The organism is Bacillus sp. AY3-1 (assembly GCF_008368785.1).
Lineage (GTDB): Bacteria > Bacillota > Bacilli > Bacillales > Bacillaceae_G > Bacillus_A > Bacillus_A wiedmannii.
Genome location: NZ_QORZ01000001.1, coordinates 26,176 through 49,776, shown reverse-complemented (window position 1 = coordinate 49,776; position 23,601 = coordinate 26,176). Strand labels below are relative to the sequence as shown.

At 35.4% G+C, this 23,601-nt stretch carries 28 protein-coding genes; 2 read left to right on the top strand and 26 right to left on the bottom strand.

Annotation, left to right across the window (positions count from 1 at the left end; genetic code table 11):
* Positions 1 to 83: 83 nt before the first annotated feature.
* The 10 genes from DN389_RS00265 to DN389_RS00220 all read right to left on the bottom strand — a co-directional run bounded on the left by DN389_RS00265 (position 84) and on the right by DN389_RS00220 (position 8,147).
* A complete protein-coding gene (locus DN389_RS00265) occupies positions 84 to 356 on the bottom strand; it encodes an HU family DNA-binding protein (protein WP_001043860.1) in 273 nt (90 codons plus the stop codon).
* A 299-nt stretch (positions 357 to 655) separates the two neighbouring features.
* Complete coding sequence (spoIVA, locus tag DN389_RS00260; protein WP_000416519.1) at positions 656 to 2,134, bottom strand: stage IV sporulation protein A; 1,479 nt, start codon at positions 2,132 to 2,134, stop codon at positions 656 to 658.
* A 242-nt stretch (positions 2,135 to 2,376) separates the two neighbouring features.
* The gene (locus DN389_RS00255; protein WP_098189736.1) at positions 2,377 to 3,090 is read right to left on the bottom strand and encodes a hypothetical protein; all 714 of its coding nucleotides are present in this window, start codon (positions 3,088 to 3,090) and stop codon (positions 2,377 to 2,379) included.
* 64 nt (positions 3,091 to 3,154) lie between these two features.
* The gene (locus DN389_RS00250) at positions 3,155 to 3,358 is read right to left on the bottom strand and encodes a DUF2768 domain-containing protein (protein ID WP_001288995.1); all 204 of its coding nucleotides are present in this window, start codon (positions 3,356 to 3,358) and stop codon (positions 3,155 to 3,157) included.
* A gap of 266 nt (positions 3,359 to 3,624) precedes the next feature.
* The gene (locus DN389_RS00245; protein WP_000369753.1) at positions 3,625 to 3,876 is read right to left on the bottom strand and encodes a stage VI sporulation protein F; all 252 of its coding nucleotides are present in this window, start codon (positions 3,874 to 3,876) and stop codon (positions 3,625 to 3,627) included.
* Positions 3,877 to 3,991: 115 nt separating this feature from the next.
* On the bottom strand, positions 3,992 to 5,014 hold the full coding sequence (locus DN389_RS00240) for an NAD(P)H-dependent glycerol-3-phosphate dehydrogenase (protein WP_000161769.1): 1,023 nt from the start codon (positions 5,012 to 5,014) through the stop codon (positions 3,992 to 3,994).
* Between the two features lie 18 nt (positions 5,015 to 5,032).
* Positions 5,033 to 6,343: a ribosome biogenesis GTPase Der gene (der, locus tag DN389_RS00235; RefSeq protein WP_001125888.1), complete on the bottom strand. Its 1,311-nt coding sequence runs from the start codon at positions 6,341 to 6,343 to the stop codon at positions 5,033 to 5,035.
* Positions 6,344 to 6,467: 124 nt separating this feature from the next.
* Complete coding sequence (locus DN389_RS00230) at positions 6,468 to 6,653, bottom strand: capping complex subunit for YIEGIA (protein ID WP_000979052.1); 186 nt, start codon at positions 6,651 to 6,653, stop codon at positions 6,468 to 6,470.
* Positions 6,650 to 7,543 carry a YIEGIA family protein gene (locus DN389_RS00225; RefSeq protein ID WP_000141603.1) on the bottom strand — a complete coding sequence of 298 codons (894 nt, stop codon included), beginning with the start codon at positions 7,541 to 7,543 and terminating at the stop codon, positions 6,650 to 6,652. Before DN389_RS00225 ends, DN389_RS00230 begins: the two co-directional genes overlap by 4 nt.
* Positions 7,536 to 8,147, bottom strand: a complete 612-nt coding sequence (locus DN389_RS00220) for a YphA family membrane protein (protein ID WP_088121733.1) — start codon at positions 8,145 to 8,147, stop codon at positions 7,536 to 7,538. Before DN389_RS00220 ends, DN389_RS00225 begins: the two co-directional genes overlap by 8 nt.
* Positions 8,148 to 8,263: 116 nt before the next feature.
* Between DN389_RS00220 and DN389_RS00215 the strand changes: the two genes are divergently transcribed.
* Positions 8,264 to 8,398 (top strand): YpzI family protein, encoded by a 135-nt coding sequence (locus DN389_RS00215; protein ID WP_000513900.1) that lies wholly within the window; start codon positions 8,264 to 8,266, stop codon positions 8,396 to 8,398.
* A 330-nt stretch (positions 8,399 to 8,728) separates the two neighbouring features.
* Here the strand turns inward: DN389_RS00215 and DN389_RS00210 are convergent, their stop codons facing one another.
* The 4 genes from DN389_RS00210 to DN389_RS28265 all read right to left on the bottom strand — a co-directional run bounded on the left by DN389_RS00210 (position 8,729) and on the right by DN389_RS28265 (position 12,253).
* On the bottom strand, positions 8,729 to 9,778 hold the full coding sequence (locus DN389_RS00210; protein ID WP_000251026.1) for a type 2 isopentenyl-diphosphate Delta-isomerase: 1,050 nt from the start codon (positions 9,776 to 9,778) through the stop codon (positions 8,729 to 8,731).
* A 12-nt stretch (positions 9,779 to 9,790) separates the two neighbouring features.
* A complete protein-coding gene (gene rpsA, locus DN389_RS00205) occupies positions 9,791 to 10,939 on the bottom strand; it encodes a 30S ribosomal protein S1 (RefSeq protein WP_000229549.1) in 1,149 nt (382 codons plus the stop codon).
* A gap of 334 nt (positions 10,940 to 11,273) precedes the next feature.
* Positions 11,274 to 11,951, bottom strand: coding sequence for a (d)CMP kinase (gene cmk / locus DN389_RS00200; protein WP_000361262.1), 678 nt, complete (start codon positions 11,949 to 11,951; stop codon positions 11,274 to 11,276).
* Between the two features lie 128 nt (positions 11,952 to 12,079).
* Positions 12,080 to 12,253, bottom strand: a complete 174-nt coding sequence (locus DN389_RS28265) for a YpfB family protein (protein WP_000738047.1) — start codon at positions 12,251 to 12,253, stop codon at positions 12,080 to 12,082.
* A 180-nt stretch (positions 12,254 to 12,433) separates the two neighbouring features.
* Between DN389_RS28265 and ansA the strand changes: the two genes are divergently transcribed.
* Positions 12,434 to 13,408, top strand: coding sequence for an asparaginase (gene ansA, locus DN389_RS00195; RefSeq protein WP_088121732.1), 975 nt, complete (start codon positions 12,434 to 12,436; stop codon positions 13,406 to 13,408).
* A gap of 36 nt (positions 13,409 to 13,444) precedes the next feature.
* On the opposite strand, the gene DN389_RS00190 is transcribed toward ansA, so the two are convergent.
* The 12 genes from DN389_RS00190 to DN389_RS00135 all read right to left on the bottom strand — a co-directional run bounded on the left by DN389_RS00190 (position 13,445) and on the right by DN389_RS00135 (position 23,442).
* A complete protein-coding gene (locus DN389_RS00190; RefSeq protein ID WP_088121731.1) occupies positions 13,445 to 14,425 on the bottom strand; it encodes a YpdA family putative bacillithiol disulfide reductase in 981 nt (326 codons plus the stop codon).
* A 109-nt stretch (positions 14,426 to 14,534) separates the two neighbouring features.
* Positions 14,535 to 15,065, bottom strand: coding sequence for a peptidoglycan recognition protein family protein (locus DN389_RS00185; RefSeq protein WP_001240648.1), 531 nt, complete (start codon positions 15,063 to 15,065; stop codon positions 14,535 to 14,537).
* 79 nt (positions 15,066 to 15,144) lie between these two features.
* Positions 15,145 to 15,381: a DUF3961 domain-containing protein gene (locus tag DN389_RS00180; protein WP_001983018.1), complete on the bottom strand. Its 237-nt coding sequence runs from the start codon at positions 15,379 to 15,381 to the stop codon at positions 15,145 to 15,147.
* A gap of 93 nt (positions 15,382 to 15,474) precedes the next feature.
* Entirely contained in the window at positions 15,475 to 15,684 is a 210-nt protein-coding gene (locus DN389_RS00175) for a hypothetical protein (protein WP_000426773.1), read from the bottom strand.
* Between the two features lie 78 nt (positions 15,685 to 15,762).
* The gene (gudB, locus tag DN389_RS00170; RefSeq protein WP_000225171.1) at positions 15,763 to 17,049 is read right to left on the bottom strand and encodes an NAD-specific glutamate dehydrogenase; all 1,287 of its coding nucleotides are present in this window, start codon (positions 17,047 to 17,049) and stop codon (positions 15,763 to 15,765) included.
* A 351-nt stretch (positions 17,050 to 17,400) separates the two neighbouring features.
* Positions 17,401 to 18,009, bottom strand: a complete 609-nt coding sequence (locus tag DN389_RS00165; RefSeq protein ID WP_001235391.1) for a genetic competence negative regulator — start codon at positions 18,007 to 18,009, stop codon at positions 17,401 to 17,403.
* A 77-nt stretch (positions 18,010 to 18,086) separates the two neighbouring features.
* The gene (locus DN389_RS00160; RefSeq protein ID WP_060489596.1) at positions 18,087 to 18,962 is read right to left on the bottom strand and encodes a MerR family transcriptional regulator; all 876 of its coding nucleotides are present in this window, start codon (positions 18,960 to 18,962) and stop codon (positions 18,087 to 18,089) included.
* Complete coding sequence (locus tag DN389_RS00155; protein ID WP_000637808.1) at positions 18,962 to 19,738, bottom strand: metallophosphoesterase; 777 nt, start codon at positions 19,736 to 19,738, stop codon at positions 18,962 to 18,964. Before DN389_RS00155 ends, DN389_RS00160 begins: the two co-directional genes overlap by 1 nt.
* A gap of 58 nt (positions 19,739 to 19,796) precedes the next feature.
* The gene (locus DN389_RS00150; RefSeq protein ID WP_001231547.1) at positions 19,797 to 20,276 is read right to left on the bottom strand and encodes a LysM peptidoglycan-binding domain-containing protein; all 480 of its coding nucleotides are present in this window, start codon (positions 20,274 to 20,276) and stop codon (positions 19,797 to 19,799) included.
* Positions 20,277 to 20,298: 22 nt separating this feature from the next.
* Complete coding sequence (locus tag DN389_RS00145; protein ID WP_001025770.1) at positions 20,299 to 20,862, bottom strand: CPBP family intramembrane glutamic endopeptidase; 564 nt, start codon at positions 20,860 to 20,862, stop codon at positions 20,299 to 20,301.
* Positions 20,862 to 22,391, bottom strand: a complete 1,530-nt coding sequence (locus tag DN389_RS00140; RefSeq protein WP_098146463.1) for a RecQ family ATP-dependent DNA helicase — start codon at positions 22,389 to 22,391, stop codon at positions 20,862 to 20,864. The genes DN389_RS00145 and DN389_RS00140 overlap by 1 nt, the downstream gene beginning before the upstream one ends.
* On the bottom strand, positions 22,381 to 23,442 hold the full coding sequence (locus DN389_RS00135) for a YpbB family protein (protein ID WP_088062686.1): 1,062 nt from the start codon (positions 23,440 to 23,442) through the stop codon (positions 22,381 to 22,383). The genes DN389_RS00140 and DN389_RS00135 overlap by 11 nt, the downstream gene beginning before the upstream one ends.
* Positions 23,443 to 23,601 lie beyond the last annotated feature (159 nt).

The window sequence follows — 23,601 nt, the reverse complement described above, 5'->3', positions numbered from 1 at the left end:
ACATTCTAGCATATTTATGTTTTTAAAAGCAAAAAGAAGAGTTCCCAAAAAGGAAACTCTTCTTCCCTGTTAATATGTAAGGATTATTTAACCGCATCTTTTAACGCTTTACCAGGTTTGAATGCAGGTACTTTACTTGCAGCGATTTCAATCTCCTCACCTGTTTGTGGGTTACGACCTTTACGAGCCGCACGCTCACGAACTTCGAAGTTACCGAATCCGATCAGTTGTACTTTATCACCTTGTTTTAAAGCTTCTAAGATAGAATCAAAAACAGCGTCTACTGCTTTTGTTGCGTCCTTTTTAGAAAGGGAACTTGCTTCTGCAACAGCATTGATTAAATCTGTCTTGTTCATGCCATTCACCTCCTCCCAAAGATAAGACTGTATAATGATCATAAAATGAGTCTTACTTTCATTTGTAGGCAATTTTTACAAATTCTATACTACAAAGATGTAGATAAATCATTATCAACGCCTATATTATACGATTCTCCTTTATAATTCAATATTTTTAAGGAAATTGTTACTCTTAAAATGTGAAAATCTGATGAAACTTGACAATTTACAACAATATATTAGATAATGACTGTTTATTTTGCTATGCTATACGCGAAAATCAAAAAAAATCCCTCTACGATGAGAGGGATTTTTTCTTATAATATAATCGCAATTAATCCGCCAGATCCTTCATTAATAATTCTTTCTAGCGTTTCTTTTAATTTATATCTCGCATTTTCTGGCATTAAAGATAGTTTCGCTTGAATGCCTTCTCGAACAATAGAGCTAAGTGAACGTCCGAATATATCAGAATTCCAAATTGATAATGGGTCATCTTCAAAATCCTGCATTAAATAACGAACTAATTCTTCACTTTGCTTTTCAGTACCAATGATTGGCTCAAACGTTGACTCCACATCTACTTTAATCATATGAATAGACGGAGCTACAGCTTTTAATTTCACACCAAACCTTGAACCGTGACGAATAATTTCTGGCTCATCTAAGCTCATGTCAGCTAACGCAGGCGCTGCTACACCATATCCTGTTTGCTTTACCATACGCAGGGCATCCGCCACTTGATCGTATTCTATTTTCGCATGAGATAAATCGAGCATAAGCTTTAATAAATGATCTTTCCCTCGAATTTCTACTCCTACTACTTCTTTTAAAATTTGATCATATAATTCATCTGGTGCATATAAATCAATCTCTGCTACACCTTGCCCCATATCAATGCCAGCTAAGCTCGCTCGATCAATAAATTCATACTGACTAAACTGCCAAACAACACGGTCCACATCACGAAGACGTTTTATATCCTTCACAGTCTCTTGAACAGCTTCTTGATAACTTTGGCGTAACCAATGCCCTTCATTTAACACCATCACCCAGCTCGGAAGGTTAACATTCACTTCTAAAACCGGGAACTCAAATAAAGCCTCTCGAAGCACATTGTACACATCTGTTTCCCTTAAACTTTCTACACTCATCGCAATGACTGGGATATCATATTCTTCAGATAAACTTTGGCGCAATTGCTCTGTATCTGGATGATACGGCTGTACAGTGTTAATGATCATAATGAAAGGTTTTCCGACTTCTTTTAACTCATTTACTACGCGTTCTTCTGCCTCTATATAATCTCTTCTTGGAATTTCCCCAATCGTTCCATCTGTTGTAATTACAACACCAATTGTGGAATGTTCTTGAATTACTTTACGTGTTCCGATTTCTGCAGCTTCATGGAATGGAATAGGTTCTTCATACCAAGGAGTATTAATCATGCGCGGGCCATTCTCATCTTCATAGCCTTTTGCTCCTGGAACCGTATATCCAACGCAATCTACCAATCGAATATTCACTTCAAGACCTTCATCTACTTCGATAGAAACCGCTTGGTTTGGAACAAACTTCGGTTCCGTCGTCATGATTGTACGACCAGCAGCACTTTGAGGCAGTTCATCCTGCGCCCTTTGACGGTCAGACTCATTCTCAATATTAGGAATAACTACAAGTTCCATAAATTTTTTAATAAATGTTGATTTCCCTGTTCGAACAGCTCCTACAACTCCAAAATAAATATCACCGCCTGTGCGTTCCGCAATATCTTTAAAAATATCTACCTTTTCCAAGTGATTCCCTCCCTCAATATTTTTGGGAATAATTCCACATTTATAGTCAACTAATACCTTCTCTAACGTTGCCTATAATATCTGATATAATATAATGGTATTCTAGAAGTTCGGACAATATATCATATAATTTTGTCCAATTTCATATGACTATTAAAAAATACCTTTTGTTTGCATCGCAAGTTGTGTAACATAAAAAACCTTTCTTCTAGAACTTATTCACTAAAAGAAAGGTTCATGACTTATGATTTTAAAAAAATTGGTTCTCCATTCTTTACCGTATACGGTAAAGAATACGCAGGTACAAATGGAGAATCTTTCGAAAGTATATTCCGAATATCTTCCCCTTCCTTAAATTGCCCTTCATTTTTTTTCAACGCTTCATATAAATCGATTCGATAATCAACATAAATTTCTCCCTTTTCATCGATTACAAAAGGAAGCCCTTTACCAGAATACGGACTTGTCACTTGCGGCACATCTTTATATCCTAGTTTTTTGAAATCTAATTCATACACACCATCTGAAATTACCTTTTTAAAAGGCGGATATTGATGTTCATCCCGATACATCCTAAGCTTTAATGATAATTCCTGGATTTGTTCAGCCATCCTAACATCAATTAACTTTACTGTCGGGTTTGTTTCAACGTCTATTAATACGTATTGGTATACTCCTCCGCTTTCATACGCATTTCCTGGCGCTTCTTGTATGTAACGCGGAGCAATCTTTTGAAAATCGATTGGATACTTTTGATAAATAGGCGTACTCATATCCCGCGTCTTAATTGGCAATATCCCCTCATTTTGCTCCTTAAATGTCACTACAGCTTTTTGAACAACCTGTATCTGATCTTCATAAGGAACGGCATTTTGTTTCATATTTTCTTTCGGATACAGACATCCTGTTAAAAGGCTCATACAACAAAATATTAAAATAATATGGACTTTTTTCACTAGCAATCACCTTTTCATACTAATATAACTTGCTCCGTATGTAGCATTTTCGAGACCATTCCCTTTACTGCTGTACAGGTCCACTAAATACAACAAGAAAAATAACAATTCCTGACACAATCATAAGGGTGTACGCTACTAACGCTGTAATCCCTTTCAAAAATTTATTCTTTATTTTGTATCTACTTAGTAAAATAAAACTTACTGCAAAAAACATAAATCCAATTGCTCCTAAAGCAAACCACATTTTTATGAGCCCTTCTGACATATACACACCCCTTTTTATTAATCTATTTTTATACTATTTTAACAAATTAAAATCTTTAAACAAATACAAAAAGAACATTTTACTAAAAATTACGAATATATAACTTTAATCAACAGGTTTTTTCGCATCTTCCACTAATCTAAATAAAAATAAAACCGAAGCGAGTGTATCTCTCGCTTCGGTTGACCAAATATGCCCAAAACAGCTCTATTCCCATACTTTCATGGCTATCATATGCAATCTACAAACTCTTTGTTTCTTATATCTTATTTTTTAAACATTTTGCTTAACGAACCAAAATCAGCGGGCATATTATTGTTAATAATCGCTTTTACAATTTGATCCTCTTGTTCTTTCGGCACTTCACGTCCTGCCATAAGAGCCACTTGATGAATCAATTGACGAAGCACAGTCTCATCACGTAAATTCGCATTCTGTACAGATGATGCTAATTTAAAAATATCTTCTTTATTCACTTTCGCTTCTTTTTCAATGTTATTAAAAATGTTATTATCCATTCTTTTCACCCTCTCCTCAAGTTACTCTTCATCCTATGCAAAATTAAAAAAATGGTGAAAAGACCCATAAAAATAAAAAGCGACAGAAGTACAAATGTACTTCTGTCGCTTTTCTTTAAAGTAAGTCAGGTATAGCTTCCACTTCATGTTTTCGAACACGTCCCATTAATGAGCCTACTGCATCTTTCACATTATTCCCATTGAATAGCACGTCATATAAGGCAGCTGTAATCGGCATTTCAACTTCCATTTTCTCTGCTAATTCGTGAGCAGCTTTCGTTGTTCTTACACCTTCTACAACCATACCCATGCTTTCTAACACCTCTTCTAAAGAGTGTCCTTTTCCAAGCATATTTCCAGCGCGCCAATTTCGGCTATGAACACTTGTACAAGTTACAATTAAGTCTCCCATACCAGTTAGACCAGCAAACGTTAATGGATTTCCGCCCATTTTTCTTCCTAAACGAGCAATCTCCGTTAAACCACGTGTCATTAATGCCGCTTTCGCATTATCACCTAATCCAAGTCCATCAGTTATCCCAGCAGCTAATGCGATAATATTTTTTAACGCACCACCAAGCTCAACTCCAACGATATCTGGATTTGTGTATACACGGAAGTAACTATTCATAAACAAATCTTGTACTTCCTCAGCCGCTTCCATACGCTTTGCTGCAGACGTAACAGTTGTCGCTTGACGTAAACCAACTTCTTCAGCATGACTCGGTCCAGATAGTACAACAACATCTTTAATCAAGTCCTCTGGAATTTCTTCCTCAATCACTTCCGAAATACGTTTTGATGTACCAGGTTCAATCCCTTTACTTGCATGAATCCAAGTAGTCGGACCTGCTACATATTTCTTCATATCTTGTAATACCTCTCTATACGCTTTCGTTGGTACTACAAGAAGTACTACATTTACATCTACTAACGCTTCTTCTAAAGAAGAGTAGGCTGCGATTGTGCTTGGCAATGTAATTCCTGGAAGATATCGACTATTCTCATGTTTTGTATTAATCTCATCCATAAGTTCAGAACGATTTCCCCAAATACGTACATCATGTCCATTGTCAGCTAATACCATCGCTAACGCTGTTCCCCAGCTACCTGCTCCAACTACTGTGATTTTTGTCATAAAATCACATCCTCTCCATTAGTCTCTTGCTCTAGCGATAATGTGAATCGGCGTTCCTACAAAACCGAACGCTTCACGTAAACGATTCTTTAAGAAGCGCTCATATGAAAAGTGCATTAATTCTGTATCGTTTACAAATATAACAAATGTTGGTGGTTTTACCGCAACCTGTGTCGCATAGAAGATTTTCAGACGGCTACCATTATGAGTTGGTGTTGGATTCATCGCTACCGCATCCATAATTACATCATTTAATACGTTCGTTTGAATACGGATACTATGGCTTTCATTTACTTCATTAATAACTGGTAATAATGTTTGTGTACGTTTTTTCGTTTTCGCAGATAAGAATACAATCGGTGCGTACTCTAAAAATTGGAAATGAGCACGGATGTTTTCTTCAAATGCTTTCATTGTTTTTTCATCTTTTTTCACTGCATCCCATTTGTTTACGACGATAATAACAGCACGTCCTGAATCATGAGCATATCCAGCAATTTTTTTATCCTGTTCAATAATTCCTTCTTCTCCGTCTAAAACGACTAAAACAACGTCAGAACGTTCAATCGCTCTAAGCGCACGAAGTACACTATACTTTTCTGTACTTTCGTATACTTTCCCTTTTTTACGCATACCAGCTGTATCGATGATTACATAATCTTGACCATCTTTACTATATGGTGTATCAACAGCATCACGTGTCGTTCCCGCTATATTACTTACAATTACACGTTCTTGACCAAGAAGTGCATTTACAAGTGATGATTTCCCTACATTTGGACGTCCAATTAAAGAGAAACGGATTGTTTCATCATCATACGCTTCTTCTTCAATCTTTGGAAAATGATTTGCAGCTTCATCTAACAAATCACCAAGTCCTAAACCGTGTGTACCTGAAATCGGGAATGGCTCGCCAAATCCTAATGCATAAAAATCATAAATATCACTACGCATTTCTGGATTATCAACCTTATTTACCGCAAGTACAATTGGTTTTTTAGAACGATATAAAATTTTAGCAACTTCTTCATCTGCTGCAGTTACACCATCGCGACCATTCGTCATAAAAATGATAACATCTGCTTCATCAATCGCTACTTCCGCTTGTTGACGAATTTGTGTCAAGAACGGCTCGTCTCCAATATCAATTCCACCTGTATCAATAATGTTAAATTCATGATTTAACCATTCTCCCGCACTATAAATACGGTCTCGCGTTATACCTGGTATATCTTCTACGATTGAAACTCTTTCTCCAACAATTCTATTGAAAATAGTAGATTTTCCTACGTTCGGGCGGCCTACTATTGCTATTACTGGTTTCGGCATATACTTTCATCCTTTCAACTTGCTTCTGTTTATTATGTAAAAAACCCTTCTTTGTGCAAGAAGGGATTTGCATTCCAGAATATTTCTCAGCGTATCAAAACACCTCACATTATACCACACGTTACTAATGTTTCACAATAATATATACATTCTCTTGTAAGCGATGCGCAATACCATCTAAAATTGCCTCTAAATTATTTGCAACAAATTCTAACTCATCTGTCGATTCACAAGTAAACAAAGGGGCACCACCAGCAAATTTCTCCGGCGTTGTTGTAATAACCGCGAGAATTACACTTTCTAACATCATCTTTTATCTCCCCTTCCTTTCGGGGCTTCCGATGACATATGAACAGCACTTTCTAACGTCGGCACATTCCCTATGACACCTATCGCTTTCTCTGCATCTTGATCTTGTGGCAAGACAAAAATCCCAACCCTACCATCTTCTAAATCACGCTTTGCCAACGGCACAAGTGCTGGCGTACCAGAATCTCTATAAATCCCTAAAGCAACAGAAACATCATGTAAAATAGCTTGTCGTTGTCCTAAGTTTGAGATTGTCACCATCGCATCAATTGTTTTCGGCCTTAAAATAAAGCCCATTCCATATTTCATAATTTCCTCTTGCCTTGCTGGTAATCCAATATTCATAATGTAAATATTATCAATATACAGCCCCGCTCCTTCAAAACGAAGTGGAACATGCTCGATATCAACAAGATCATGTAACCTTCTGCCAGACATTAATTTTTTCGCGATAATAAATGCGATTATAGCCATAATTACTCCAGCAATCCATGAATGGAATCCTATATACGCAAACGTCGTTGCAAACGACGTTAACATCGCCAAATAGTTTCGACTTTCAAAAACTAATGCAATCCCTTCAATATATGTATTTCCACGCGGTACGAGCTCATATCCATCTAATTGTTGAAGGGTATTTCTTTCCATATTACGCACATCACGAAACTGTGTTGCTGCTAATGTAAGAAATGTAATAGCAGAAAAATCTTTTTTCAAAATTGACGGAATTGCAATCGCTCCTAAAGCCGCTGCAATTAACCCCATCGCAACGTGAATAATTTTCCCGTGGAGCCTCGTCGGATATTGACGCGTATCTGTCCGGAGCATTAGCACTCTCGTTACTGTCCCCGCTATTACTCCGCATAAAATGGCCGGTGTATATTCAGTCATGTATTACCCTCGCCTTTCTTTTACGTGATTTCCTCTTGAACTGTTCCATGTATACTGATGCTTTTGCAATCCAAAACAAAATTGCCATGAAAAATGTAGTAACGGCGATGATATCAAAAAACGCTAAACTTCCGTAATCATAAGGGAAATGTAGTTTTCGAAAAATAAGTGTCACTAACAATTCCCCCTGTAACATTCCTATATAAAGAGAACATAATCGTAATATGCGATCCTCATGCAATAAAACCGATGCATACACAAGAGCACCACTTACCAAAAACAACCTGTCCACCACAATCCAAATCGGATCATATACTTCTAACAAATGAAAACTTGTATATAACATTGCAATAATAAGTGCCGAAAGTAAGCTATATAATTTTTTCCAAATAGAATATAGTGCGATTCCTATAAAAGCAACAATACAAAGCAAAAGTGCATTTACTGATACCGTGAATGAAGCAATCGTTACATGTAACGGAGAGCAAATAATAAAAATCAATATACAAGCGCTTATCTTCCACCGCATAGAGTCCTTTTTCATAAAAAAAGTTACAACAATCCACCCTATCCAAGCTAAAAAATAAAAAGTACTCCCTTCCATCATTTCACCTCCTATGTTTTCCATTATGGGAACTTTTTATGAAAGTTAATCCACTTTCTTCGCGCATAGTTTTTTCATATAACAGCAACACTTTTAATAAGGAGGTGCTATTCATTATGGGTAAAGATCGTCAAGAACGAAAACTAAGAGAATCACGACGCGTTGAATCTGATCGTGACCAATCACTACAATATCCGGGTGCAACTGGACTGGATACACCAGAGCAAGCCCGAAAACAAAATCAGCACTAATGAACACAAAAAGACGGTTTCGATATTGTACGAAACCGTCTTTTACATAATTATTTTAATGATTTTTACTTATATCAAAATAACATTTAACATCCGAATTTTTCTATGGTTTATTTTTATCTCTACCTATTTTTCCTTTACGAAATTAAACCCTCCCCAATAATTCAGTAGAAAACTATCTACATTTTCCAGCCTCTTTTTCAGTCGCAACTTGCACAAGATAGTGTTTATATAGGAATAATTTTATTTTGATAGAATATTAATTCCATTCCTCACCTTATATTACTAAAACGAACAAAAACAAAAAAATCAACCAAACGGTTGATTTTTTTATCTTCTACTATAATGCGTCGTATCAATACCACGCTGTGTTAACCAATGATACGTTTCGCCCTTTACAACAAGAGGTACAGCCTGTAACTCTTCTATCGTCTTTGCACCAAGAGCTGTCATAATAAATTTCAAATCTGTATGTAAAAGATCAATTTCATCCACTAACTTCTCGATACCATCTTGCATTAAAATACGTAAAAAGTATCCAGCAAACGCAGTTGTATTCGCCCCTAATGCGATTGCTTTCGCTACGTCAAGCGCTGTTTGTATACCCCCAGATGCAATAAAAGAGAGGTTATTATTTGTAGAGGTTGCTTCAATAATCGAGGTTGCTGTTCGTATGCCCCAGTTATTAAAATAAGAAAGCATTCGCTGTCTTCTTTCATTTTCAACAGCAGCAAAATTTGTACCACCTTGTCCACCAATATCAATTGCCGTTACACCTATGCTCGCTAACTGTTGTACGGTTTCCTTACTCATCCCAAATCCAACTTCTTTCACAATGACAGGAACTTTACTATTTAATACAATTTTCTCAATGCGCTGAAGTACACCAGTAAAGTCACGGTCTCCTTCTGGCATCGTTAACTCTTGTATGACATTTAAATGAATTTGCAATGCATTCGCTTCAATCATATCAACGGCACGCTCTGCTTGTTCGATAGTTGCCTCACTACCTAAATTAGCAAAGAAAACACCATTTGGGTTTACCTTTCTAATAATCGTATAAGAAGCAGCCTCACTTTCATCTTTTAACGCCGCCATTTGCGACCCTACAGCCATAGCAAGATTATGATGTTTCGCTACATATGCTAATTGCTCATTAATATGTAACGTTTTCTCTCCCCCACCACCAGTCATCGCATTGATAAAAATCGGCGAACTTAGTGAAAGTTCGCCGATTTTTGTTTCACATGTTATTGTGTCATAACTTGAATTTGGCAATCCTTGATGCACAAAATCAATATCATGAAAGCCATGCGTACGAGACTGACCAGTAGAAAGAGCGTATTCAATATGATCTAATTTACGTTTTGCCCTTACCACTTGTACCCCTCTTTATTTCTTTAATTTTTTCAGTTGTTCACCAATAATATCACTTAATTGGAAAGTAGCAGAATCAGCATTTGGTTCATACTGACTGTAATCCTCAATTACATTATTTTCCTCAAGCGTTTCTTTTATACTTAAAGAAATACGTTTCTCTGCAACATGGACTTCAAGCACTTTCACTTTTACTTCTTGTCCCATTTCCAATACTTCATTTGGATTTTTCACGTGACGATTTGCAATTTGAGATACATGCACAAGACCTTCAACGCCAGGTAAAATTTCAACGAATGCACCGAATGTAACAAGACGTTTTACTACTCCCTCACGAATATCTCCAGCTTTTATTTCGCCAGCAACATTCTCCCAAGGTCCTGGCTGTGCTGCTTTAATTGATAAAGAAATACGTTGTGTATCAGCATCAACAGATAATACCTTTACCTTTACCTTTTGACCTTGCTCTAATACTTCAGAAGGTTGCTCTACACGTTCGTGTGAAATTTGTGAAATATGAACTAAACCGTCCACACCACCAACGTTAACGAAAGCACCAAAATCCGTTAATCGTTGCACTGTTCCTTCAACAACGTCTCCTTCTTTTAATGAAGAAATCGCTTCTTTTTTCTTAGAATCTAGTTCTAATTCTACTACTGCTTTATGCGAAAGGATTACACGATTTTTTTCGCGGTCTAATTCAACAATTTTCACGGCTAATGTTTTGCCTTTATAGTCAGTAAAATCTTCTACATAATGTACTTCTACAAGTGAAGCTGGGATAAAACCACGAACACCAAGGTCCACAACTAATCCACCATTCACGATATCTTTTACAGTAACATCAAACACATGACCAGAAGTAAATTTCTCTTGTAATTCTACCCATGCTTTTTCTGCATCAACAGCACGTTTAGATAAGACAAGATCATCTTCTTCTAATTTAATAATTTTTAATTCTAGTATTTGATCTAATTCTACAACATCGCTTGCTTTTTCAATATGAACGTTAGCTAATTCACTAATTGGAATTACGCCATCTGTTTTGTATCCAACATTTACAAGCACTTGTTTCTCTTCAACTTTCGTTACAGAACCTGTAACAACGTCACCAACTTGTAATTCTTTTGAATCCATAACTTCTTCATTCATTTTCTCTACCATGGAAATACCTCCCTACAGAATTGACAAAGCATTTTTTATGTATATACGAAATGAAAACATATGTTTTCATTTGCATGTTTAAGAATTTATCATCACATACTCAGTTTTCATACATTTCACTAGAAAATATATTAAACCTATATAAATAGTATACAGCAAAATCATCTTGAAGAAAGTATGTTTTGAAATATAATAGCGAATATATTCTGAAAGTTTTATCCTTCTTTTACTAACTTCTTACAAATCCGTTCATTTGTCAAGGAAAGAGACTCACAATTCACGCATCCTTTACATTTCTATATAAACAAAAAAAGAAAGAGGTTATCCCCTTTCTTTATTTCGCAAACACTCCTGAAACAATACTCATAATTTTTTGGACAACTTCTTCAATTGATAAAGAAGTTGTATCTAATTCCAATGCATCATCAGCTTTCTTTAGAGGAGAAACCTCGCGTTCTGAATCTAATTTATCACGCTGAGCAATTTCTTTTTTTAACTGCTCTAAATTAGAATCGAAACCTTTATTTATATTTTCTAAATGTCTTCTTTCTGCTCTTTCTTCAACAGAAGCAAGCATAAAGATCTTCACTTCAGCATCTGGTAACACATGTGTACCAATATCACGGCCATCCATTACAACGCCGCCTTTTTCCGCTAACTCTTGTTGACGACGTACCATTTCTTCACGAACAAGGCGATGTTTCGCCACAATAGATACTCGATTCGTCACCTCAGGTGTACGAATTACTTCAGAAACATCTTGTCCATTTAAAAATACAAGTTGTGTATTTTCTCCTTGCTGAAACTCAATATTTACATTCTTTACAACTTCCATTAACTTCTCTTCATTTTCAATGTCCACTTTTTGTTCAAGGGCTGCATATGTAATCGTGCGGTACATTGCGCCTGTATCAATATAAACGTAAGAAAGTTTCTTTGCCACAACTTTTGCAACCGTACTTTTTCCAGCAGCTGCTGGACCATCTATAGCAATTGAAATTCGTTTATCCATTGTAACACCTCATTTTTTCACTTATAAAACAAAACGAAAAGCAGGTATTCTCCTGCTTCTTCTCATTTGCTTCACGTCATTAAATCCTCAATTATTGTAGCATAATCCTCCATAGAAGAAAATGAAAACTACCTATTCACCTGTAAGATTTCTGCTTTGTTTTTTACCATGACACCTTCATAATAAACAATTTTAGATAAATATTTCACTGATGACTTATGTATAAATAACAATTGCACAACAGAAAGACAAATGAATTGTATTACTAATATACGAATAAAAATTTTCTCCATCTTTTTCAATGTAATTGCTCCCTCCTATCCTACATTTACACATTTCGTTTCGTGATTTTATACATCGTATATATAGCAGCTAACTTTATTGTCATTTTCGAGGCATACTTTTATACATTTCCATTGTCGAATTTACTCAAAACATGTTATGTTCTAAATGTATTTTTCAACTTGAAAGGGGTATAAGCATTGAAAAGAATCCTAGTTTTACACACAGGTGGAACAATTGCAATGGAGGAAGATAAAGAAACTGGGGTCGTACAACCAGGTGAAAAAAATCCTCTTTTAAAATTTATTCCTGATTTAGAAGGCGATGTTGATTTAATCGTTGAAGACGTGTTCCATCTACCATCTCCTCATATGACACCGAGCGAAATGTTACAATTACAAGTCATCATTGATGAAAGAGTAAAACAAAACAACATTCATGGCGTAGTCATTACGCATGGTACGGATACATTAGAAGAAACAGCCTATTTCTTAGATTTAACAGTGCAAGCAACTATTCCGATCGTTGTAACAGGTGCAATGCGTTCTAGTAATGAATTAGGTGCTGATGGTCTATATAACTTCTTATCAGCTGTAAAAGTAGCTAGCTGTAGTGAAGCTGCTGAAAAAGGTGTTTTAGTCGTATTAAACGACGAAATCCATTGCGCTACAAATGTAACGAAAACACATACAAGTAACGTGGCAACATTCCAGAGTCCACAGTATGGACCAATTGGTATGGTAACAAAGCGCGGCGTTGTATTCCATCACGCTTTAGTACACCATGAAACATATTCAGTAAATAAGGTTTCTAAAAACGTAGTTGTTCTAAAAGCATACGCTGGTATGGACGATACATTGTTAGCAGCAATTGAAAACCTTCCAGTAGATGGTATTGTTATTGAAGCACTTGGACAAGGTAATTTACCTCCAAGAACACTTCCTAGTCTAGAACGATTAATCGACAAAGGAATTCCTGTCGTATTAGTTTCTCGCTGTTTCAATGGCATCGTGCAAGATGTATATTCATATGAAGGTGGCGGCAAACAATTAAAAGATATGGGTATTGTATTCACATACGGTTTAAATGCTCAAAAAGCACGTATTAAATTATTAGTTGCATTAGAGAATACAAATTCTCATGAAACAATCCAAAATATGTTTATGCACAATTAAAAAGAAGCTGTCGAAGTTTATTTCGACAGCTTCTTTTTATATTTCCCTTGACGCAATGGTTTGCGCAATCGCATCCCCATGAAATCGACCGTTCTCAATAAATATTTCATTTGCATTATTTCCAGCAGCAATTACACCTGCAATGAAAATATTTTCAGCGTTCGTTTCCATTGTATCCTCTGCATAAATCGGACGTCCTGTTTCTTCATCAATCCGAACACCCATCTTCGTTAAGAAACTATGATCAGGATGGTAACCAGTCATCGCAAATACAAAATCATTTTGGATTGTATATGCCCCATCATCGACTGTAAACGTTACTGTATGTTCAGTAATTTCTTTCACGTGAGCCCTGAAATGCATTTGAATTGTGCCGCTTCGTACTAACGCCTCAAACTCCGGCAAAATCCACGGCTTAATGCTTGGTGAATACTCACTTCCGCGATATAAAACCGTTACACGCGCACCGGTTTTAACAAGTTCTAACGCGGCATCTATACTCGAGTTTTTCCCACCTATAACTACTACATCTCGATCAAAATAAGGATGTCCCTCTTTAAAATAGTGAGCTACTTTCTTCAGTTCCTCGCCGGGAACATTCATATAATTTGGATTGTCATAATATCCAGTTGCTACAACAACATATTTCGCTATATATATTTCTTTACTTCCGTCACGCTTTGTTGTCTCAACATGAAAAACTTCTCCATCTTTTTGTACTTTCTCCACTCGCTCAAAAGCATTTACACGTACAGATTTACGCTTTACTACTTCACGATAATACGCAAGCGCTTGATTTCGAACTGGCTTACGATTTTCTGTAATAAAAGCTACATCACCAATTTCTAATTTTTCACTAGAAGAGAAAAATGTTTGATGAGTTGGATAATTATAAATCGCATTTACAATGTTTCCTTTTTCAATTACTAACGGATTTATCCCTACCTTTTGCAACGAAATTGCTGCTGCTAATCCGCACGGACCGCCTCCAATTATGATAGCTGTTTCTTTCTGCATACTCAGCTCACTCCTAGTCTTCTACCAATACGCTATTTATAAAAACAAGAAAAAACCTACTTACAGCAGTAGGCACCTATCTTTATTGTATTCATTTTTCATATATTTGTCATCTAAACGAAACGTACATCCGATAGACATCTGCTAAAAACTGCTGAAATTTAATACCTTGTTTCCCTAATACATTTTCAGGATCAATCTTTCTAGCTGGGTCAAGTGTTTTATGTGATACGATATCTTTCTTCGGATTCAAGCCGAAGTTTTGACATAAATACGCATGATACCACGTAAAACGGGTATATGCTTCCCAAAAGTTAACATCACCGCCATAACAAAGTTCCACTCCAATGGCAGCCTTATTAGCATCATAACCATATAAGTCATTATCTGTCGGCACACCATATCGAACGTGATAGGCAACTTCATTTATAGGAACAATTTCCAATATTGTTTTATCATCTATAAATGTATGTGCCGAAGCTTTCGGTTGTATTTCATTAAAATAATCCCGATTCCCTATCGCATTGCTACCAGGGTTCCCCGTATCATGACTTACAATAAACCTTACTTTAGAAAGAGGAATTCCCGGTCGTGAACTTCCATACCCAATATAGTTACGCTCTATAGGAAACATCGCCATTACTACCAACTCCCGCTTCAGAAGATTACCTTACTTCTTTATATATGTATTCGGTAGCAATGTCCTTATCGCATATTTCTTACGCGAAGAGAAAATCGAAAATATTTGATGTGAACACCATAAATAATAAAATACTTACAGCAACTCCATAAAAACCGTAAAACCAAACACAATCTTCTTTCGTATCTAAACCGAAAAATTTATTTACAGATTGTAATAATGTGCCGCGCTTACTTTGTTTGTTTCTTAATACTTCCACTCGTTCTACAACATCTGCTGGCATCATAAATCTTTGGTCTACTGTCATTTTCATCATTTATCTCTCCTTAAAATCATTTCCGTTTTGTTTATCTAAGGAAAGTATAGCACGTTTGTTCGTGTAGAACAAGCGTTCTTTTTTGTTTTTATTTTATTTTTCAACAATCCAAGTAAGAATTGAGATTACAAAAGCGATAATCGGCCCTACTACAACTGCACCAAATATTAAAAACAGTAGTCCTTCTCCGAACATCCGAACGTTACTTGTTTTTCGGGCTTTCATCGTTCTTGAGAGTTCTCCCTCTAACCTCTTAACCTTTTCTTCTAATTGTTCTACTCGTTCCATCATTTCATTTTCCATATACAACACCTCAAACTAATACTTCAACAAAAAAACGTGATTCCCTCGAAAGGAATCACGTTTTCTCACGATATAATATTATACCCAACCTCTGAAGCGACTTGCTTCAGCCATTTTACGAACACCGACCATATACGCAGCTAGGCGCATGTTCACTTTACGAACTTGTGCTGTTTCATAAATAGAATCAAATGATCTTACCATTACTTTTTCTAAACGTTGTTCTACTTCTTCTTCAGTCCAGTAGTAACCTTGGTTATTTTGTACCCACTCAAAGTAAGATACTGTTACACCGCCAGCACTTGCTAATACGTCTGGAACAAGTAAAATTCCGCGATCTGTTAAAATTTTAGTTGCTTCTAATGTTGTTGGACCATTTGCAGCTTCAACAACGATTTTTGCTTTAATATTATTAGCATTTTCTTCTGTAATTTGGTTCTCAATTGCAGCTGGAACTAAAATGTCGCAATCAAGTTCTAACAATTCTTTGTTTGAAATTGTATTATTAAATAGTTTTGTTACTGTACCGAAGCTATCACGACGGTCTAATAAATAATCAATATCTAATCCGTTTGGATCATGCAATGCACCGTAAGCATCCGAGATTGCAATAACTTTCGCGCCTGCATCATGCATAAATTTAGCTAAGAAGCTACCAGCATTACCGAATCCTTGAACAACAACGCGTGCACCTTTAATATCAATGTCGCGTTTTTTTGCAGCTTCGCGAATACAAATTGTTACACCTTTCGCCGTTGCTGTTTCACGTCCATGTGATCCACCTAATACAAGTGGCTTACCTGTAATAAATCCTGGTGAATTAAATTCATCAATACGGCTATATTCATCCATCATCCATGCCATGATTTGAGAGTTTGTGAATACATCTGGAGCTGGAATATCTTTCGTCGGTCCTACGATTTGGCTAATTGCTCGTACATAACCGCGGCTTAATCTTTCTAACTCACGGAATGACATTTCACGTGGGTCACAGATAATTCCACCTTTACCTCCACCGTATGGTAAATCAACAATACCACATTTTAAACTCATCCAGATTGAAAGTGCTTTCACTTCATTTTCTGTTACATTCGGATGGAAGCGAATTCCACCTTTCGTTGGACCAACAGCATCATTATGTTGTGCACGATATCCTGTAAATATTTTAACAGTCCCGTCATCCATACGAACTGGTATTTTCACCGTCATCATACGAATTGGTTCTTTTAATAATTCATATACTTCGTTTGGATAACCCAATTTTTCTAATGCTTCACTAATAACAATTTGTGTCGAATTCAATAGTTCAAAATGTTGTTCCCTTTGTTGTTGTGTTTTTGTTTGAGTTCCCTTTTCGGCTACCATAGTAAGTAAACCCCCTGTAATTTCACTTGTTTAGTAAACCTTCATTGCCTAGTATACACCGTTAAATTTGGAATGCAATAGAAAACGCTAACAAATATATACAAACTATTTCCTGTTGCAAGCGTTTTCACTATCATTATAGTCCTTTTATTGCTTTTAGAAAAGTAAAATACTTAAATATTTAAATATTTTTTATTTTACTTATATATAACAACTTAAGAAGATATTTTTAAATATAGTAAAGAGCGCCCAAATATTTATGATTCCCTCTATACCACTAATCGTTTTGACATTTTCAGACCAATATTTTATGTTTCTCCAAATAAAAAACAAAACCTTAGCTTTGTTATATTAGCTAAGGTTTTGTTTTTTCACAAAGTAATTGTGTATTTGTTCAATTGCTTGAGAAGCCATTAATTCTTTACCATACTCCATTAGACGATAAATAGTTGCTGTAGACGGATTACCATATTCTGCTAAAATAGCTATAAAATCTGCCTTCAGTAATTGAACTTGCTCCTCTTCTTCCATCCAAAGATAGAAACGCCCATCCCACGTATATAGTTTTCCGCCAGTTACATCAAGGTTATATAAACGATTCGACAGGTTAATTACGTCATCTAGTGTAGCAAACTCATAAAGTATATGCTCGCTTTCATCTAGAGTCACTTGCATTTCAATAAACTCGTCACGGAACTCATCATCTGTATCCACATCTTGATGTTCTTTCGTTACAATTACGACCATTCCTTGCGCTTGTAGAGAAAATACTTCAACTGCAATCGGACCATCCGCTTCAAACCCTAGTTCCTTATTTGCTTCTTGCATCATATCACGAAATAATTGCTGTACTTTCGGTGCATTTCTCCACAAATCTTCTTTCGTTAATCCTCGTTCAGATAAATCATCAAATGTTAAGAAAATTTTTATCTTATTGTAATTTAATCGTTCCAGCCTCATCTCATACCCTCCCTACGTAACCAATGAATATAATTTTTATTATATGAAATAGAAAATAGATGGTTCTTTTCGAACAACTATTCTAACATTTTTAACCAATCATCCCATTCTTCTTTCGTATCACCAATTAGGCATGTTTGAATGTTCAACTGATCTCGAGCACCTATTTCTCCTATAAACCCAACAGAAAGTTTCTCACTTTTTTCTTGCAACAAATTCATGTCTTTCATCGCGTTCTTAAGTTCTCGTTCCTCATCAAAAGAGACTACTACATATGTAGGTTGTATTTGCTCAACAGCTAAAAAAATACCATCTTCCGCTAAGCTTGACCTAATATATATCACCTCATATCCCTTTAAGCGTAAATACGTTGAGAAAACAAACCCTTTCAACATATTATTTTCTAACACGACAACTTTGTGTATAGAAGAAAATGATGATGCATTATGATACACCATTCCTAGACGAGTTTGTAAAAATGATACGACATATTGGAATTGCACCATTGTAACTTCATTATTATTTTTTAACGTTAACAATTTATTTGACATTTGAAGAACAATACTTGCTATGACTTTTTCTGTTGCATAAATACTGAAAGCCTCGTTTAACAATGCAGAAGTTGTAATTTCATCAAATTTTAACAAAGCTTGCAGTAAATCGTCCACTAAAACAACTTCTCTATCGTAATGTATTTCTTTTTGAACATTACTCTGCAAACGATTCCCTTCTAATAATTGAACTGCTTGTCCAATCATCATGCCAGAAGAAACCTTGTCCATTAACCATTTCAAAATTTGAATATGCTCTTCTGTATATAATCGATGCCCCGCATGATTCCGCTTTGGGGCAATAATTTGATATCGTCTTTCCCATGCACGAAGCGTACTCGGCTGAATTCCAATTATATTCGAAACAGCTTTTATGTTATATTTCCCGTTTAGAGTTGGCATCATTTCCCTCCGCATAACGTAATAATATGTGTTTGAGCAGGTGCTCGGAAGCGAAGTGGAATCAACGTTGTTCCATACCCATTACTAACAAAAAGAGTCATATTTGAATGCTTATATACGCCACCTTTTAAATATTTTTTAGATGGGAATAATCGAATCTGTCCTCCATGTGTATGTCCACTTAACACAAGTGAAATTTGTTCTTTTCCAGACATTTTATTTATTATATCAGGGTTATGGCTAATTAATATGCGAAAACCATCTTCTTTGCAATCAGCCAAAGCTAAATCTAAACGATCACGCTTCAAACCAACATCATCTACACCGAGTAAACAAATTTTTTCTCCTAGTTCAGATTCAAATACAACTCTTGTATTATCTAAAACTTTCACATTATTTTCTAATAACAAAGCATCTAATTCATGATATTCAATCTCATAATCATTATTTCCCCACACAAAATATACAGGAGCTATCGCTCTTAACTTTTGTATATTCGCAGAAATTTTCGATAAAGGGACGCCTCTTTCCGCTAAATCACCGCCAATAATTACAAGGTCTACTTTTCCTTTTACTTGTTCAATTAATGAACTTGAAATGACCCTTCTATGAATATCAGAAATAAAAAACACCTTTACTTTTTGAAAACTTTTCGGAAATTCTTCAAAAAGTAAAGTATGTTCTAACACAGTATTACGCATCGCTTCTGTATACATTACAAGAAGAAATATAATACCAATACATATGAGAGCACTTAATAAGATAATCCATATCATATATTTTTCACTCCCTTCCGCAGAAAGATAATCCTCAGTTTTTATAGTAGGTATGTTACTAGCTATCCTGTTTTGCGGACTTATCTTTTATCGGAATTTTTATTTCTTGACCTACATTCACTTCATCTTCTTGTAAATCATTATACTTTTTAATCACTTCAATCCCAGTTTCATCTGAAAAATATTGCTTCGCTATACTTTCTAAAGTTTCTCCTTCTTTTACCGTATGCGTTACTACTTTCTCAGTTGTTGCCTCAGACTCAGATTTAGCTGAATCAAAGAAAATGACCTCAAACGCACTTTTCCCAGCGTTATTACCATCACTTTTCACCTGAATATATTTATCTGTATACCATAAGATACTAATTGGTAGTAATATGAATAGAAATGTTAAAACTCGGACGAAAATATGATTCATTTTAAACTTTTCTTTTTTCTCTTTATTTCTATGAATTTCACTACGCGGCGGTAAACTTTCTTTTTCTTCCACTCGCTCAACTTCTAATTCCTCTTCGAAATCAGGAATTCGTTTTCTCATGTTGTTCACCACCACCTTCCATTTATTTTCTTAATTGGAGTCCCATTATAAAATCAACAAGAAAGTGTGCAAAGATTGTTATAAATAAATTTCCTGTCCATTCAAATACATAACCAAAGACAAAACTAATGAAACAGACGAAACAAAACAAAAATGGCTTTGTTATATACCGAATATGTAACACTGCAAATACTAAACTAGCTATTACAATTCCAAAGTGCGTCTGCACTACACCTCTAAATAAAAATTCTTCTGCAAAGCCGATAATGAACGTAATAACGAGTAGGTGCATAACTGACATTCCTTGAAACATCTTATCGTTAATACCACCATCATCAAACCAAGACTCTGGAAATACTCGCATTGCAACATAATCTAATAACACAATACCAATCGCCAACAAGCCACCTATTATAAGTATAGACACCGGTTCCCACTTCCATAGACTATACACCGATTTTATATCTCGGAATAATACATATGCTAGTAAACAACCGATACCGATAATAATGAACTGTGTGATATACAGATTCAGCCTTATTTCTTTCGGACTCATATCTTCAATATTATGCCTTTGAATGTTCATCATTCCCCCATCTTTTCTAGACCGAAAAGCTTTTGTAACTCTGTTTCCCAATTATAGTCGAAATCCGATTGTTGCGCTTGTCTTTTTTTATAATCTGTTTTTGTAATACCACAATAGTCACAGCAATTTTTCAACTCGTTCTCTTTTCTATAACCGAACTGTTGTAACAAATATTCACGCCTACATTCTTTCACTTGTATCCACGATTTCATGTTTTCTAGCTCACTATATTTATTACGTAGCCTTATTTCTACTTCAACTATTAATCTGTTCATAATTTCATCTGACAAGCTCTCTAATTTTAATTTTCGCTGTTGTATGATTCCAAGCTGTTCAAGATGATAGCGGATAAAACGCCAATATTGTTCATTAAATCTTGCTGCATTATAACAAATTTCTTCTACCTCTTCTATTGGTAATTCTTTCGTTTGAAACATTCTTTCTTGTAGTAAAGAGAATAAAAATTGTATTTGCGACTGACTTGGCAATTCATCTTCAATTATCGAAATTGGTAAATCGTGATCTAACGGACTACATAGTAAGATAGCTATACTCGGTTCACCATCTCTTCCAGCTCTTCCGATTTCTTGTAAATAGGAAGCTATATTAGTCGGATAATGAAAATGAATAATATAGCTCGTATTCGACTTATTTACTCCCATACCAAAAGCACTTGTACATATTACAAGCTGCAACTGGTCATTCATAAACTGCTGTTGAATTAACATACGCTCTTCATGTTCCATACCACCATGATAAAAAGCGACACCAGTCACGCCTTTTCCTCTTAAATACTCCGTTAAACGTTCTGTCCACGCTCTGCTTGAACAATATACAATCCCTGGCCCTTGTAAATACATCACCTGGTTCAAAAGCGCTTCTTTCTTCTCTTCTATTGTCTCCACAAATTGTACTTCCATCGCAATATTTGGACGATCAATAGAGTATACATGCTGCGTCACTTTCTTCAAATCTAAACTCTCTGCTATATCTCGGAGTACATCTTTTGTCGCTGTTGCCGTTAATGCTAGCACCGTAGGAGACCCGATATTTTCAATGACTACATTTAGTTTTTTATAGTCTGGCCTAAAATCATAACCCCATTGTGAAATACAATGAGCCTCATCCACAACAAATAATGAAATATGAACTTTCTTCAATTCTCTTATTAACACTTCCGACTGCAACATCTCTGGTGAAACAAAAATAAATTTATATGAAGCTAATTTTTTCATCGCTTCTCTTTTTTCATGTAATGTCCGAAAACTATTAAGTGCTATTACTCGGTTTTTCACAACATACTTTAATTGTGTAACTTGATCTTCCATCAAAGATAATAATGGTGATACAACAAGCACGGTTCCTTCTTGCATTAGCCCTGGAAGTTGATAGCACATAGACTTCCCTCTTCCAGTCGGGAGCATTGCTATAACATCTTTTCCTTCTAATAAATCTGTAATTACCCCTTTTTGCCCTGTACGAAATTCAGAATATCCAAACCATCTATATAAATATTCCTCAAGCTTCATTTATACCCTCCATCCGCGCCAATACAAGACGAACTTCAAAATAAGAGATACCCTCTCCAACCGCTTGTTTCAACTCACGCAACTTACGTGTTTGTAATGCCTCAATTACTTTTGTTACTTTATCTATTTTGTCTTTTTCCATAAACATCTCGATTGAAAACTCTTTTTCCCGCAAAGCAATTTCAACAAAATGATCTTCTATCGTTGCAACCTTTAAATTTCTAATTGTCGCTATTTCATCTAAAGAGCGTCCTTGTCTCCAAAAATTATATGTTTTTTTCGTTGATAAACTAAATAATTCAGCTCTCTCATTTGGATAAGAGATAATCTCAGCCAATAGCGGAAATTCATTTTCTTTATCGTGAACTTCTTGTATAAAGAAATGAATCGTACCCCAAAATAAAAAATACACCCGGAATATATCTTGTTTCGTAATTTCCGCTAATTGCTGCAATGTACAACCGATACGTTCATATCCTGTTAATCTATATGTTACAATCGTCGCTTCTACTACATCACCTTTTCCTAAAAGATTATGTATTTCTTTCCATAATCTTTTAGCCAATTCACTTCGCCTATATGGTATACCTGTTAAAAAGCGTTTTACCCACATCATTATTTCTGTATCTTGTTGAATGGGAATAAATTTCGTATTATTCTGTTGTAAATTAGATATAGTTTGAATAATTAATGATAAACGTTTCCAAAATGTTTCACCTAATTCACCATAGTGTAAACTATGTAAATGCGCGGGAAAAGCATACACTTCCTCCCATGTATGTAACTGCATTTTACCTTTAGATGTTAACAAATATGTATTTTCATGTATTTCTCGAATCAAATCTGCTTGCAACAACTTTGCAACTTCACGATCATAGTCTGTTCTATTTAACGATTTATATATTCCAAACAAAAATGAAATTCGGAACATGTTTCCATCTTGTAACGTTTGCGAAGATCGTTTTCCTTTTAATAAATAATAAATAGAAGAAACGGTCCTTTCACCATTCAATTGTTTTAAACAATACAATAAAGTATATTGTAGTTGCATTACCGCTTCCACCTTTCAATCTAGCTTAATTACTTTTTAGTATGATTGCACTTACTCATTAAACTTATCATATCGGCACTATGTACTTGTATATAGTATATTGTACCAAACGAAATAACATTTACGTATTTTGAAAATCTTATGACATAATGCAAAAAT

What these genes read in the sequence shown, in the direction of transcription:
- DN389_RS00265 (WP_001043860.1), bottom strand. Translation starts at nt 356, where the DNA reads ATGAACAAGACAGATTTAATCAATGCTGTTGCAGAAGCAAGTTCCCTT.
- DN389_RS00250 (WP_001288995.1), bottom strand. Translation starts at nt 3,358, where the DNA reads ATGTCAGAAGGGCTCATAAAAATGTGGTTTGCTTTAGGAGCAATTGGA.
- DN389_RS00245 (WP_000369753.1), bottom strand. Translation starts at nt 3,876, where the DNA reads ATGGATAATAACATTTTTAATAACATTGAAAAAGAAGCGAAAGTGAAT.
- DN389_RS00240 (WP_000161769.1), bottom strand. Translation starts at nt 5,014, where the DNA reads ATGACAAAAATCACAGTAGTTGGAGCAGGTAGCTGGGGAACAGCGTTA.
- der (WP_001125888.1), bottom strand. Translation starts at nt 6,343, where the DNA reads ATGCCGAAACCAGTAATAGCAATAGTAGGCCGCCCGAACGTAGGAAAA.
- DN389_RS00230 (WP_000979052.1), bottom strand. Translation starts at nt 6,653, where the DNA reads ATGATGTTAGAAAGTGTAATTCTCGCGGTTATTACAACAACGCCGGAG.
- DN389_RS00225 (WP_000141603.1), bottom strand. Translation starts at nt 7,543, where the DNA reads ATGACTGAATATACACCGGCCATTTTATGCGGAGTAATAGCGGGGACA.
- DN389_RS00220 (WP_088121733.1), bottom strand. Translation starts at nt 8,147, where the DNA reads ATGGAAGGGAGTACTTTTTATTTTTTAGCTTGGATAGGGTGGATTGTT.
- DN389_RS00215 (WP_000513900.1), top strand. Translation starts at nt 8,264, where the DNA reads ATGGGTAAAGATCGTCAAGAACGAAAACTAAGAGAATCACGACGCGTT.
- rpsA (WP_000229549.1), bottom strand. Translation starts at nt 10,939, where the DNA reads ATGGTAGAGAAAATGAATGAAGAAGTTATGGATTCAAAAGAATTACAA.
- cmk (WP_000361262.1), bottom strand. Translation starts at nt 11,951, where the DNA reads ATGGATAAACGAATTTCAATTGCTATAGATGGTCCAGCAGCTGCTGGA.
- DN389_RS00190 (WP_088121731.1), bottom strand. Translation starts at nt 14,425, where the DNA reads ATGCAGAAAGAAACAGCTATCATAATTGGAGGCGGTCCGTGCGGATTA.
- DN389_RS00185 (WP_001240648.1), bottom strand. Translation starts at nt 15,065, where the DNA reads ATGGCGATGTTTCCTATAGAGCGTAACTATATTGGGTATGGAAGTTCA.
- DN389_RS00180 (WP_001983018.1), bottom strand. Translation starts at nt 15,381, where the DNA reads ATGATGAAAATGACAGTAGACCAAAGATTTATGATGCCAGCAGATGTT.
- DN389_RS00175 (WP_000426773.1), bottom strand. Translation starts at nt 15,684, where the DNA reads ATGGAAAATGAAATGATGGAACGAGTAGAACAATTAGAAGAAAAGGTT.
- gudB (WP_000225171.1), bottom strand. Translation starts at nt 17,049, where the DNA reads ATGGTAGCCGAAAAGGGAACTCAAACAAAAACACAACAACAAAGGGAA.
- DN389_RS00165 (WP_001235391.1), bottom strand. Translation starts at nt 18,009, where the DNA reads ATGAGGCTGGAACGATTAAATTACAATAAGATAAAAATTTTCTTAACA.
- DN389_RS00160 (WP_060489596.1), bottom strand. Translation starts at nt 18,962, where the DNA reads ATGCCAACTCTAAACGGGAAATATAACATAAAAGCTGTTTCGAATATA.
- DN389_RS00155 (WP_000637808.1), bottom strand. Translation starts at nt 19,738, where the DNA reads ATGATATGGATTATCTTATTAAGTGCTCTCATATGTATTGGTATTATA.
- DN389_RS00150 (WP_001231547.1), bottom strand. Translation starts at nt 20,276, where the DNA reads ATGAGAAAACGAATTCCTGATTTCGAAGAGGAATTAGAAGTTGAGCGA.
- DN389_RS00145 (WP_001025770.1), bottom strand. Translation starts at nt 20,862, where the DNA reads ATGAACATTCAAAGGCATAATATTGAAGATATGAGTCCGAAAGAAATA.
- DN389_RS00140 (WP_098146463.1), bottom strand. Translation starts at nt 22,391, where the DNA reads ATGAAGCTTGAGGAATATTTATATAGATGGTTTGGATATTCTGAATTT.
- DN389_RS00135 (WP_088062686.1), bottom strand. Translation starts at nt 23,442, where the DNA reads ATGCAACTACAATATACTTTATTGTATTGTTTAAAACAATTGAATGGT.